The following is a 14,515-nucleotide window of genomic DNA, read 5'->3' on the forward strand; positions in this document are numbered from 1 at the left end:
GATTAATTAGGTGATTTTATCTAAGGTGTAAAGTTTTTATTAAATTTTATGAGAGCGGGCTTTTTTAAATTTTGAAAATTGAAAGTATCAAAATGCAAAGTATATCCTTTTAGTTACATTGCAAATTATTTCTAGAAAAAAGTTCCTAACATAATGCGCTGCGTAATTATTTTAATATTCCTATCTATTATTAGTTTAAACAGCTCAGCACAAAAAAAAATAGCTGAAGATCCCTATTTTAAAATATATAAAAAAAATATTCCAGGTCAGAAGCTTAACCAAACATATCTGATAAAGCTTCCTGCTGATTTTAAGATTAATCAGAACCAGGATCTGAAAATAATCCGCCGCTTATCTCCTGATCATTATATCTTATTTTCAAAAAATGATCCCGCCGAATTGGGGCTTAAGGATTTTACAACTGCAAATAATCTCTGGAAAGCGAGTGATAATCTGATAAAAAAAATCGGAGAACCCGGAGTAGATGTCATACGTGTTCAACTGGTTTTCACATCAGAAAATGAGGCCTTCAATATAAAACAACTATCATCATACGCTAAACTGATTTCGGTAAATGGAAAATTTGCCGTAATCGAAATTAATAGTAATAAGCTTTCTGAATTATTAGATATAGATGAAATAGAATTTGCTGATTTAATTAGAAGAGCACATGATGAACTCGTAATCAATAATCTTGATCTGTCTGTTAATGAAATAAAAGCGGTACAACATTTATATCCTTCTTTAAAAGGGAATGGAATTAATGCATCGCTCAAAGAAGGATTTTACGATAAAAATGATCTGGATTTATTAGGCAGATCTTTTATCTCCTTACCCCCCTCATTATTTAAATCCACTCATGCAACTACCATGGCTACTTTAATCGGTGGAAATGGGAATAGTTTTATAAATGGTTTAGGGGTGGCTCCTGAAGTTAAATTCACTTCATCTGATTATAAAAACTTAATGCCGGATGATTTATCTGTTTTTATAAACAGTAAAATAAGTGTGCAGAACCATTCTTATGGAACGGGAATTGAAAATTATTATGGAGCCGAGGCGTATGAGTACGATCGTCAGATTTATCAGAATGACAGTCTAATACATGTATTTTCATCAGGGAACAGCGGAGCTTCTACGCCATCTACCGGGGTATATGCCGGAATTTTAAATCGTGCTAATTTAACCGGAACCTTTAAGCAGGCAAAAAACGTTCTCGTTGTTGGTGGCACAAACCGTGAAAATATTACAGAATTTTTAAGTTCCAAAGGACCGGCATTTGATGGACGCATCAAACCAGAAATAGTTTCTGCAGGAGAAGATGGAACATCGGGTGCGGCTGCTTTATCCACAGGGGTAGTAAGCCTGCTGCAGCAGCAATATAAAATGCAAATCGGTTCGCTCCCCTCATCCGCTTTACTAAAAAGTATTCTGATAAATTCGGCTGATGATATTGGAGCTCTGAACGTAGATTTTGAAAATGGATACGGAAAATTAAATGCTTTGGAAGCTATCAAAACCATAGATGAGCGTCGTTACCAGAGCGGAATAGTAACTTCTTTACAGGATTATATTTTGCCTTTAGAGATTTCTCCTTCAACATCCCAGGTTAAGATTTCCCTGGCATGGAATGATCTGGCTGCGCCAATAAATTCGGCACAGGCATTAGTAAATAATCTGGACCTATGGCTTGAAGATTCATCCGGAAATATAATACTTCCATGGGTTTTAAGCTCCTTTCCAAATCCGGATTCCCTTTCTAAACCGGCTGTGAGAGGAAGAGATTCCATTAATAATATTGAACAAGTTACTTTTGAAAATCCGGTTCCGGGAAATTATACAATACATGTAAAAGCAAAAAATCTCCAGCAAAATTCGCAACAATTCCATCTGAGTTACCAAACTAATCAGGCAAACACATTTCAGTGGACTTATCCGCTACTCAATGAGAAATTATTTTCGGGTAAGGATAATCATCTTCGATGGAAAAGCACCTATAAAAATGCCCCCGGAATTCTTTCAGTAAGTTATGATGATGGAATTTCATGGTCTGCTATCGGACTAAATAATGGCAACTCCAATTTTTTTAAATGGTCTGCTCCGCAGCTTTTTTCAAAAGCAATTTTAAAAATGTCTATAAATGGTTTGGAATACAGATCTCAATCCTTTTCCATTTCGAAACCTTTATCATTAAAGGTCGGGTTTAATTGTACAGACGGAGCATTACTGGTATGGCCGAAACAACCAAATGCGCAGAACTATACTATTTATACCATAAAAGATAATATTTTACAGGCATTGCAAAGTACGGAAGATACAGTCCTGAAGGTTTCAAATTCGAGATCTTCCGATTATTTTGCGGTAAGTGCGAACAGTGTTCAAGGATTTGAAGGCTTGAGAAGTTTTACAATTAACCTCAATTCGCAGGGCGTTGACTGCTATTTTAAAACCTTTTTGGCAAATAATGGATCAAATGATAATATCGTTTTAAATCTCAGCTTAGGGACAACGTCTGGTCTAAAAAATATTACCTGGGAAAAGCTTACAAGTAGGGCAACTTTTAGCTCCATTGGATTAAGCTTGATAAATACCGGTTCTTTAATGTATTCATTTGATGACCTTAGTCCAAAAACCGGAATCCAATATTACAGAGCTGTTCTTGAAACAGAAAACGGCACTTTAATTTATTCGGATACAATCTCTGCGATTTATTTAAAAGAATATCAGTTTACTCTTTATCCTAACCCTGCAACCGAAAGTTTCTCAATACTTGCTGGTACAATAGACGATTTTGAACTCAGCCTTTATAATTCGGCCGGGCAAAAAATGAGCACTGAAATTTTAAATAATTTGACTCAATCTTTTTCAGTTGCGGATTTAAAGCCGGGAATTTATGTTTGCATCATAACATTAAAGGGTAAGCCAGTTTACAGGAGTAAATTAATTAAAACCTGATTATTCCTTCATTAACTGATTTTTGCTTTCTTCAAGTTTTCCCTTTTCATCCTCAGATAGTTCAGGAAGCTGTAGATTTAGTGACTTTAAAGTTTCAACAATTATTTTACTGATAGCAATTCTTGTAAACCACTTTTTATCTGCCGGTATAATATACCAGGGAGCATTTTCCGTTGATGTCGCTCTTATTGCCTCTTCATAAACTTTCATGTAATCATCCCATCTCTCTCTTTCTTTCACATCACCGGAAGAAAATTTCCAATTCTTCAAAGGGTCATTAATTCGTTCAAGGAAACGTTCTTTTTGCTCTTTTTTTGAAACATTTAAAAAGAATTTTAGGATAACCGTTCCATTTGCTGATAAATGCTTTTCGAAATTTATAATGCTTTCATATCTGCTCTTCCAGAATTTTTCATCCTCTTCGTCAGATTTAAAGGGATAGGAAAAACCCTCATTTTTTAAATATTCCGGATGAACTTTACATACAAGTACATTTTCATAATGTGATCTGTTATGGATGCCGATACGTCCTTTTTCAGGTAAAGCTTTATTATGACGCCATAAAAAATCATGCTCATATTCTTCACTGTTTGGTTGCTTAAAGCTGAATACCTGGCAGCCCTGCGGATTGATACCGCTCATTACGTGTTCAATAGCGCTATCTTTGCCCGCAGCATCCATAGCCTGAAAAATTATAAGTAATGAATAGCGGTTAGTAGCATAAAGTTTCTCCTGTAATTCATCCATTTGATTTTTATAATCATTTAAGACGTTTTCAGATTCACTTTTTTTATGATCGCCGCTAAACTTTGGGTCGTGGTTCAGCAAAGCAAAATTTTCTTCATTTTGAATCCTGAAATGGTTTATAAACTCATCCATATATTTGGGGAATAATTTTTGAAGATAATTTAAAAATTTAAGGAAATGAATTGCGTTATTCCTCAGCGCCACGAAAAAAACGAATCCATCATATTATTAACCACAGTATTTTTCACATATTTACTCCATGTTCAGAAGAATTAAATTTCAACCACTTCGCTACGCCGTAATTTTCATCTATTTTATAATTCTGTTTTTCTGCGCCGTTGAGCTGAATTTTTTATGGTTATTTGGTTATTCACCCAATATAAATGACATAAAAACGCCTAATATGCGAATTGCATCAGAGCTGTATACCTCTGACGGAAAATTAATTGGCAGATATTATAAAGAAAATCGTACACCCGTTGAGTATGATAAAATTGCAAAAAGTGTAGTGGATGCACTTGTGGCTACAGAAGATGTCCGTTTTTTTCAACACACCGGTATTGATGTCAGATCACTTATATCGAGTACCATTTCAACCGCACAGGGTGACCGACGCGGAGCCAGTACAATTACTCAGCAATTAGCTAAAAACCTCTATCGTACAAGGAATCAAAAATCCGAAGGCGCTATAAAAATCATTCCCGGTTTCAGAACCATTATCTATAAAATTAAAGAATTGGTAACTGCAGTAAAGCTGGAAAGCTATTACTCTAAACAGGAAATATTAACACTTTATCTTAATACCGTTCCCTTTGGGGGAAATACCTACGGCATAAAAACTGCTGCAAAGCATTTTTTTAATAAACAGCCTTCGCAACTTCAGGTTCAGGAATCAGCTACATTAATAGGGATTTTAAAAGCCAATACTACTTATAATCCACTCCGCAACCCGGAGCAATCTTTAGAAAGACGTAATGTTGTTCTTTCTCAAATGCAGAAATACAATTTCCTCAGTTCTGATGAATTTAAAAAATACAGCAATTTGCCTTTGAAAACTATTCAGGGAGAATTTGATGATGGTAATGAAGGTGAGTCTTATCTTAAATCTGCAGTAGCAGAATGGATTGAACAATGGTGTGAAGACAATAATTATGATCTCTATGAAGGAGGTTTAAAAATCTACACCACTATTGATTCCCGGATGCAAAATTATGCAGAAGAATCTGTGGCAAGCCAGATGAAGATTTTACAGCGAAGACTTTTAAATGAGTGGGGCAATCAAAACCCGTGGCAAAATTCAGAAAAAGAAGAAATTCCCAATTTTGCTGAAACCGCAGCCAAGCGTCTTCCTAAATATGAATATCTGCGTAAACGATTTAACAATAACCAGGATTCTATAGATTATTACCTCAACAAGCCTAAAAAAATGAAGGTTTTCAGTTGGGATCCAAAACCTAAAGAAGTAACTTTTTCTACACTGGATTCATTGGAATATTATGCGAAAATTCTGAATACGGGTATGATGACACTCGATCCTTTTAACGGCCATATTAAAGTTTGGATTGGTGGAGTTGATAATAAATTTTTCAAATATGATCATGTTATACAGGCAAAAAGACAGGCCGGATCAACATTTAAACCTTTTGCATATTTAGCAGCTCTTGAATCAGGGATGAACCCCTGCGACCGTTTCGTGGATAAGCCTGTTAAAATTAAGTATCAGGAGGGAAATGAAACCGAGTATTGGGAACCAAAAAATGCCTCCTACTCATTTTCAGGACGTGAAATGACCTTAAGGCATGCGATGGCGAGATCTATAAATTCAATTACTGCTCAAATTACAGAGCAGGTTGGAGCTTCTAAAGTGGTAGAGTATGCTCATTTATGTGGCATAGAAAGTAAATTGAAATCTGTTCCATCAGTTAGTTTAGGTCCAAATGACGTGAGTGTTTTTGAAATGGTGAAGGCATATGGTACTTTTCTGAATAAGGGTATGAAAACCGATCCTATTCTGGTAGAAAAAATTACTGATAAGGATGGCAATATACTTGAAGAATTCAAAGCAAAAACTACAAGAGCCCTGAGTGAAGAAATTGCTTGGCTGATGACGTATATGTTACGTGGCGGAATGGAAGAACCGGGTGGTACTTCACAGGCACTTTGGGAATGGGATTTATTTAAAAAGGGAAATCAAATAGGCGGTAAAACAGGAACATCTTCTGACTATGTTGACGGTTGGTACATGGGATTAACCAAGGATTTTGTAACCGGAGTTTGGGTAGGTTGTGATGAAAGAAGTGTACACTTTCGGAATTCAGAAACCGGAGAAGGATCCAAGACAGCGCTTCCTATTTTTGCAAAATTTATGGAGAAGGTATATCAGGATCCTTCGCTTGGAATAACCTTCGGCCCTTTTCCTAAGCCGGGTGTTAACATTACAAGGGAATATAACTGCGTTACTCCACAGTATGAGCGTGAGCTGACTGATACGCTTCAAACAGATAGTTTGTTTATGGATTCAATGAATGTGCCTGAAATTGAACCCCTAGATTCAGGTACTATTGAAACAGAACAGGACAAAAATCGGGAAGCATCAACCAAAGTTTTACCTAAGGGAAGGGAGAAGATCCCATCAGAAAATAAACAGGATTCGAAAGCTGATACGAGTAAATCTCAAAGAGAAATCCGTAAAGAAAACAGAAAGAAAAAAGGTGACGAAAACAATTAAACTAATTTCATCATTAATAAGTCTAATCTGAACAAAATCAAAGTCTTAAATTTTCCGTAAATTAGGTACACAGCTAAATATATAAAAATGAGAAAAGTTGATCTCTTACGCAGTAAACTATCACTGCGATTATTTTACTCTCTTTTGCTTCTGTTATTTTTTGTATCGGTAACTCCTGTTAACGCTCAATATTTCGGACAAAATAAGGTAAGATATAAAAACCTGAAATTTAAAGTTTACCAAACGCCGCATTTTGAATTGTACTATTATCTTAAAAATGATAGTCTGGTTAAGAGATTTGCTCAGGAAACAGAAATTTGGTATGATCTTCACCAGCAGGTTTTCCGAGATACTTTTACTAAAAAGAATCCATTTATTTTATACTCAAATCACCCTGATTTTCAGCAAACAACTGCGCTTGGCGGAGAAATTGGAGTAGGTACCGGTGGTGTAACTGAAGGAATGAAAAACAGGGTAATTATGCCTGTAACCCAGTTAAACAATCAAACCCGTCACGTTCTGGGTCATGAGCTGGTACATGCTTTTCAATATCACTCATTAATAGAAGGCGATTCTACTAATCTGGAAAATATTGGTAATCTGCCTTTATGGATGGTGGAAGGTATGGCCGAATATTTATCGATAGGAAAAGTTGATGCTTATACTTCTATGTGGATGCGTGATGCCTATTTGAACAAAGATATTCCCACATTAAAAGATCTTACAACCAGTAATAAATATTTCCCTTATCGCTATGGACAGGCTTTCTGGTCATATATCGGTGCAACCTACGGCGATACGGTGATCGTTCCATTTTTTAAAGAAACCGCTAAGTACGGCTATGAAATGGCCATCAGAAGAACTTTCGGTTATGATGAAAAAACACTTTCCAGTTTATGGAAAACTAGTATTGAAAATACTTATAAGCCATTTTTAAAAGATACTTCTCAAATACCAATCGGAAAGCGGATTATAGACAGCAACAATGGCGGTGAAAGTTATAATGTGGCCCCTTCTATTTCGCCTGACGGAAAATATGTGGCCTTCTTATCAGAGAAAGATCTATTAAGTATTGATTTGTTTCTTGCGGATGCCCAAACAGGCAAGATTCTCCGAAAACTTACAAGCAGAGCTAAAAATTCGCATATCGATGAATTTAATTTTATAGAATCTGCAGGCAGCTGGTCGCCGGATTCCAAAAGATTTGCTTTCAGTGTTTTCAGTGAAGGCCGAAATAAACTGATGGTGGTTGAGGTAGAACGTGGCAGAACCGTTTTAACTGCTTCTATTGATAAAGTAGAAGAATTCGGAAATCTGAGCTGGTCTCCCAACGGCAATGATATTGCTTTTTCTGGAATGATAGAAGGTCAGAGTGATTTATATATTTATAATATGAATTCCCGAAAATTAACGCAGTTAACAGATGATAAATACTCTGATTATTATCCTAACTATTCAAATGACGGAACAAAATTAGTATTCAGCAGTGACCGTACAACCTTGGATAAATCAACATATAAAGTAAATATTCCATTTAATCTGGCGGTAATTGATTTAGCAACAAACCGGGTTAGCAATATTAATGTGTTTGACGGAGCTAATAATTTAAATCCACAATTTTCAGCTAATAATCAGGATATCTATTTTTTATCTAACCGTGATGGTTTCAGAAATATGTATCGTTACAACTTAGCTTCCGGGTCTGTTGAACAATTAACGGATTACTTTACTGGAATCAGCGGAATAACGGAATTTAGTCCGGCTTTAAGTGTTTCACGTAATGATGATGTTTTATATTCTTATTATCGTACTCAGAAATATGCGATTTACAATGCAAAATCAACTGATTTTAAAGGTGTTCCTGTAGATCCCAAAGCGGTAAATTTTGATGCGGCAGTTCTTCCTCCTTCCAAATCGGTTGGAGTAGACATAATTAACGCCAACCTGAGTAATTTTGAGCGTTTTGAAACTATTGAAACCGATTCTATAAAAACGATTGATTACAGGCCTCAGTTTAAACTTGATTATTTATCAAGCAATGGTGTTGGTGCTTCTGTAGGGCGTTTTGGAACGGGCTTATCCAGTGGAGTGCAGGGTGTATTTAGTGATATTTTGGGTCGTAACCAGATTTATGCTGCAGCTGCAGTTAACGGTGAAATTTATGATTTTGGTGGTCAGGTAGCTTACATTAATCAGCAAAGCAGGATAAACTGGGGAGCTGCAGCTTCACATATTCCTTATGTATCCGGATTGGTTTCAGCTTCTGTGGATGACTTGCCCGCACAGGGTGGCGGCAGCATTCCTGCTTACAATGAACGCTACGATATCATCAGAACGTTTGAAGATCAGCTTCAAGTTTTTGCATCGTATCCATTCTCTAAAATACATCGTTTTGAAGCCGGAACAGGTGTTTCATATTATAGCTATCGTATAGATCGTTATAATAATTATTATTCATTCGATCCAAATTCGGGGCAAATAGGTTTCCCTCTCGGTTCTAACCGGCAAAAACTATCTAAAGAAGAAGCTTCTCAGGATTATGGAGTGGATTTTAATTCATTCACAACCTATCAGTTAAACAGTGCTTTTGTAGGAGATAATTCCTTTTTTGGAGTCACCTCCCCTCTTAGCGGTTTCAGATATCGTTTAGGTATTGAAGGTTATCTTGGGGATTATAGCTTAGGTGCAATAACAGCTGACTTACGTAAATATGTGCGTTTAAAGCCAGTAACTATAGCAGGAAGACTATACAGTTATTCCCGTTTTGGACGTGATGAAGATCGTTTATATCCACTGTATGTTGGTTATAATTATCTTATCAGAGGATACGAAGCTAACTCATTTTATAAAAACGGTTCAGCAACTACCGGCGGATTTGATATAAATCAGTTGGTAGGAACTAAAATTGCGGTTGCAAATTTTGAAGTCCGACTTCCTTTTACCGGCCCTAAAAAACTCTCAGCAATTGATTCTAAATTTCTTTTCTCAGACCTGAATGCATTTTTCGACATTGGTTTAGCCTATGAAAAAGGTTCTGAAATAGCTTTCAAGAGCGAACCTGCTTTCCTTCGGACCGAAGTTAATCCTCGTACCGGACAAGTAGAAAATGTTTACGAACGAGTTCCGGCTATGAGTGCAGGAGTTTCAATGAGAGTAAATGTATTTGGATATTTCGTTCTGGAGCCATATTTCGCAATTCCGTTTCAGCGTAAAGATGTCTCCGGAGGTGTATTTGGATTAACATTTGCCCCTGGCTGGTAAAAAATACCACTTAACAAAAAAAGCGATCTCATCAGATCGCTTTTTTTGTTTAAAAACTAAAGGATGAAAATCAGCATGAATACACTGATTTTACGTGTTCACGTAAGTTATAACCCGAAGCCATAACTTCACCATAAGCACCGGCAGTTCTGATTATAATTAGATCTCCGCGTTCTGATTCCGGCAATTCTACTTCCTTACCAAAGCAATCAGTACTCTCACAAATCGGACCTACAACATCATATTTTATAGTATTCGAATTTTCTCTACGTGATAAATTTTCAATCTTATGAAATGCCTGATACAAAGCTGGGCGCATTAGTTCAGTCATACCGGCATCCAGAATTATAAAGTTTTTCTTCAGACCATTTTTAACATACAATATCCGGCTGATTAAGCTGCCGCATTGGGCAACTAAAGCTCTTCCAAGTTCAAAATGAATTTCCTGTCCGGGACGGCGTTCAAGAAACTGATCAAATATTTTAAAATATTGCTCAAAATCCACTATTTGATTCTGATCCGGCTGATGATAATCAACTCCTAAACCTCCCCCAACGTTTAATACCCGAAGTTGAAAACCACGATCATTAAACCAGTTATGTATCTCATTTACTTTAACACACAGACTTTTAAAAACATCAAGATCAGTTATTTGAGATCCGATATGAAAATGAATACCAATTAATTCTAAATGACTGGATTGCTTTAATACTTCGGTACAGGTTGTCAATTCCCATTGATTGATTCCGAACTTATTTTCTTCAAGCCCGGTTGTAATATACTGATGGGTTAGTGCATCAACATTTGGATTTATTCTCAAAGCAATTCTTGCTTTTTTGTTCTTCTTGCCTGCTAATTCATTAATAATTGAGAGTTCCTGAACAGATTCTACATTGAAACAAAAAATGTCATTATCCAGGGCTTCATTAATTTCTTTATCTGATTTGCCAACTCCCGCAAATACTACTTTAGCCTTATCAAAACCGATTTCAATAGCTTTTTTTACTTCATTTCCGCTTACGCAATCGGCTCCGAAACCGGCATTTTTTACTGCATTTAAAATTTGCTCGTTAAAATTTGCTTTCAATGCATAATGAACATGAAAATCGTACTTGTCACTGGCAGATTTACAAGCTAACAGCGTTTTATGTAATAAAGTCAGGTCGTAATAGTAAAATGGAGTTTCCTGCGAACTAAAACCGGAAATTGTAACTGGATCAAAAATCATTTTTATCATATAATATCCCTGTAAAGGAAATAAGTAAACTTAAGATTAAGTAATTGGGATGTTTATTCAAATAAACGGCTATGAAGTGAGCGTAATGCCTCTACTTTATAATCCGTTTTTAAAAGAAGTGAAATATTGTAGCTGCTTCCGCCATAAGAAATCATCCGTATGGGAATGTGTTTTAAAGCTTCGAAAACACGGGAAGCATATCCGTGGGTTTGAGCTGCAAAATCACCAACCACGCATATTATAGTTTGATCAGAATCTATTTCAACTGTTCCAAATCTGTTCAACTCGGATAATATTTCCTCCAGATTACGTGTATCATCAATGGTTACTGAAACGGCCACTTCCGATGTTGTAATCATATCTATAGGAGTTTTATAACGTTCAAAAACTTCAAAAACACGTCTTAAAAATCCATAAGCCAAAAGCATTCTGCTCGATTGAATTTTTATTGCGGTTATCCCGTCTTTGGCGGCAATCGATTTAATTTTGCCACGCTCGCTGTCATCTGTTATCAATGTTCCCGGAGCCTTTGGATCCATTGTATTTAATAACCTAACCGGAATTTTATATTTCTGTGCCGGGAAAACACTTTGCGGATGTAAAATTTTAGCTCCAAAATAAGCTAATTCAGCTGCTTCATCGAAAGATAAGCGTGCAATAGGTTTAGTACCGCTTACAATCCGTGGATCATTATTGTGCATGCCATCAATATCAGTCCAGATCTGAACCTCTTCGGCATTAATTGCCGCCCCAATTAATGATGCGGTATAGTCGCTTCCGCCTCTTCTCAGATTATCTATTTCACCGAAAGAATTTCTACAGATAAACCCTTGTGTGATGAATAAAGTATGATCCGGATAATCTGCCAGAATTGGTTTTAAATGCTCTGATATAAAAGCTACATCGGGTTCATTATCTTCATCAATCTTCATAAAATCAAGCGCAGAAAGGAGTTTCGATGAAACTCCGATCTCATTAAGATAAAACTGATAAAGTGTGGTGGAAATTAATTCTCCCTGTGCCAGAATAATTTTTTCTTCTAAAGGAGTAAATAAATCATTTGCAAATGAATGAATGAAACTGAAATGATAATTAACAAGATTAGCGCCCTGTTCTAAACCCTCGGGAGTGCTGAATAATTCAGAAATAAATTTCGTGTAAAAATGATGTAGATTATTAATCAGCTTTGTCGCTTTGGATTTATCATTATTTAAAAATGCCTGAGATATTTCTACCAGCCTATTTGTAGTACCTGAAACAGCTGACAGAACTACAATCTGTTTTTCTTTAGGATTTATAATATCTAAAAGACTTTTAATCCTCTCGGGACTTCCTACAGATGTTCCACCAAACTTTAATATTTTCATCAGAATAATTATTTAGATTTTGGAGAACCTGTTTCTATTGATCGCTTTCCTCAATAGTTGACCGCATAATGGTTCTCGTTTGTTTTATTGGTTTTATTGTTAAATTTTATGAACTTGGATAATGGGTTCATTTATTCTGAAGTCATACTATTAAATATATTTTCAGTAGCTGTCAAAGCTTCTATATTAAATCTTAATTTTAAATATCAGTAAAGGATATTTATACTTGTGAATAAATGGTTAATTATATGTTTTATTGACCTGTTATCATTTTAAAGGCTAAAATTAGTTAAAAGCAAATTATTTTCGGTCATAAAATTCTTCATAACTAAACTATTAGCATTCAATAAATATTATTGATAAGATTATTTACATTGTTTACATCTATTAAAAACTCTCAGGAAAATATCATGCAGGAATTAGAATCAACAGTACACCAAAAAGTAAATACCTGGCTGGAGGGAAATTACGATCAGGAAACAAAGAAATCCATTCAGCAGATGCTGGACGAAAACTTAGTTACCGAATTAACAGATTCTTTTTACAGAGACCTGGAATTTGGAACCGGTGGACTTAGAGGTTTAATGGGCCCCGGCTCAAACCGCATAAATAAATATACTATTGGATCTGCAACACAGGGTTTGTGTAATTATTTAAAAAATAAATATCCAGACGAAAAAGTTAAAGTAGCTGTAGCGCACGATAGCCGGAACAAATCTGATTATTTTGCCCGAATAACCGCTGAAGTATTTTCTGCAAACGGAATCCGGGTTTATTTTTTTAAAGAATTACGTCCTACTCCCGAACTGTCGTATGCCATCAGGAAATTAGGTTGTAGAAGTGGTGTTATGATCACCGCTTCACATAATCCCAAAGAATATAATGGCTACAAAGCGTATGGTGCAGATGGCGGACAATTTACTTTTCCGGATGATGGATTAGTGATGGACGAAGTAGCTAAAATAAAGAGTATTGATGATGTAAATTTCAATTTCATTGATGAAAATATAGAAATGATTGCTGAAGATATGGATCAGCAATATCTTGAAGATATCAGTAAACTATCTGTATCAAAAGAAGCCATTCAGCGCCAGCACGATCTAAAAATTGTCTACTCACCTATTCATGGAACAGGCATTACACTGGTTCCCCAGGCCTTGGCCAAGTTTGGCTTTACCAATCTGATTCTTGTTGAAGAACAAATTAAGCCTGATGGAAATTTCCCTACTGTTATCTATCCGAATCCTGAGGAAAAAGAAGCATTGACCTTAGCCTTAAAAAAAGCACAGGAAACAGATGCTGACTTAGTTCTGGCAACTGACCCGGATGCTGACCGCGTGGGCATCGCTATTAAAAACAATGAAGGAGAATTTATTCTTTTAAACGGAAATCAAACCGGTAGCTTATTGATAAACTATATTTTAACTGCCTGGGAAAAAAGCGGAAAATTAACAGGAAATGAATATATAGTTTCTACCATAGTAACCACAAATTTGATTGATGAAATTGCTGCATCTAAAAATGTAACCTGTTATAATACCTTAACAGGATTTAAATGGATTGGTGCGGTGATGACTGAACTTCAAGGTAAAAAAACCTTTATTGCGGGCGGCGAAGAAAGTTACGGATACCTGGTAGGAGAATTAGTGCGGGATAAAGATGCCGTTATTTCATGTGCTTTCATTGCAGAAATGACCGCTTTTTATAAAGATCAGGGAAGCAGTTTATATGATACTATGCTGGATATGTATCATGAGTTTGGATTTTACAAAGAAAAACTTGTATCAATCACAAAAAAAGGAAAGAGCGGAGCCGAAGAGATTAAGGCAATGATGGAAAGATTCAGAACCAATACTCCTGTAACGTTAGATGGTTCTAAAGTTGTTTCCTTAAAAGATTATGAAAAAGGAATTGAAACCGACATTCTAACGGGCAATTCAAAAAAATTGGATTATCCAAAATCAAATGTTCTTCAATTTATTACAGAAGATGGAAGCATCATATCTGCACGCCCTTCAGGTACTGAACCTAAAATTAAATTTTACTGCAGCGTTAAAACAGAACTTCCGGATATTCGGGCATTCAAAGAAACGGATAAGCAACTAGAAGAAAAAATCAGTTCTATAATGGAAGATTTGGCTGTTTAATTAAATATTAAGCATAAAAAGGATTATTTAAAACCTGGTGTTTTTGGCTAATCCTTTTTTATTTAAAAGGCTA

Annotated in this window: 7 protein-coding genes; 4 read left to right on the forward strand and 3 right to left on the reverse strand. The window is 35.8% G+C overall.

The window, feature by feature from the left end; translation table 11 throughout:
* Positions 1-153: 153 nt before the first annotated feature.
* A complete protein-coding gene (locus G521_RS0109960) occupies positions 154-2,955 on the forward strand; it encodes a S8 family peptidase (protein ID WP_026898406.1) in 2,802 nt (933 codons plus the stop codon).
* On the opposite strand, the gene G521_RS0109965 is transcribed toward G521_RS0109960, so the two are convergent.
* Positions 2,956-3,834 (reverse strand): polyphosphate kinase 2 family protein, encoded by an 879-nt coding sequence (locus G521_RS0109965; RefSeq protein WP_036678840.1) that lies wholly within the window; start codon positions 3,832-3,834, stop codon positions 2,956-2,958.
* Between the two features lie 127 nt (positions 3,835-3,961).
* Here G521_RS0109965 and G521_RS0109970 point away from each other — a divergent pair, with 127 nt between their 5' ends.
* Together G521_RS0109970 and G521_RS0109975 are read left to right on the forward strand one after the other, a co-directional pair.
* On the forward strand, positions 3,962-6,430 hold the full coding sequence (locus tag G521_RS0109970; protein WP_026898408.1) for a transglycosylase domain-containing protein: 2,469 nt from the start codon (positions 3,962-3,964) through the stop codon (positions 6,428-6,430).
* Positions 6,431-6,517: 87 nt separating this feature from the next.
* Complete coding sequence (locus G521_RS0109975; RefSeq protein ID WP_036678843.1) at positions 6,518-9,691, forward strand: basic secretory protein-like protein; 3,174 nt, start codon at positions 6,518-6,520, stop codon at positions 9,689-9,691.
* Positions 9,692-9,761: 70 nt separating this feature from the next.
* Here G521_RS0109975 and lysA read toward each other — a convergent pair whose 3' ends face one another.
* Both lysA and G521_RS0109985 read right to left on the reverse strand, forming a co-directional pair.
* The gene (gene lysA / locus G521_RS0109980) at positions 9,762-10,919 is read right to left on the reverse strand and encodes a diaminopimelate decarboxylase (RefSeq protein ID WP_407637165.1); all 1,158 of its coding nucleotides are present in this window, start codon (positions 10,917-10,919) and stop codon (positions 9,762-9,764) included.
* Between the two features lie 62 nt (positions 10,920-10,981).
* Positions 10,982-12,295 carry an aspartate kinase gene (locus G521_RS0109985; protein WP_026898411.1) on the reverse strand — a complete coding sequence of 438 codons (1,314 nt, stop codon included), beginning with the start codon at positions 12,293-12,295 and terminating at the stop codon, positions 10,982-10,984.
* Positions 12,296-12,705: 410 nt separating this feature from the next.
* Between G521_RS0109985 and G521_RS0109990 the strand changes: the two genes are divergently transcribed.
* Positions 12,706-14,442, forward strand: a complete 1,737-nt coding sequence (locus G521_RS0109990; RefSeq protein ID WP_026898412.1) for a phospho-sugar mutase — start codon at positions 12,706-12,708, stop codon at positions 14,440-14,442.
* Positions 14,443-14,515: the final 73 nt, after the last annotated feature.

This window comes from Daejeonella oryzae DSM 19973 (assembly GCF_000422945.1).
Classification (GTDB): Bacteria; Bacteroidota; Bacteroidia; order Sphingobacteriales; family Sphingobacteriaceae; genus Daejeonella; species Daejeonella oryzae.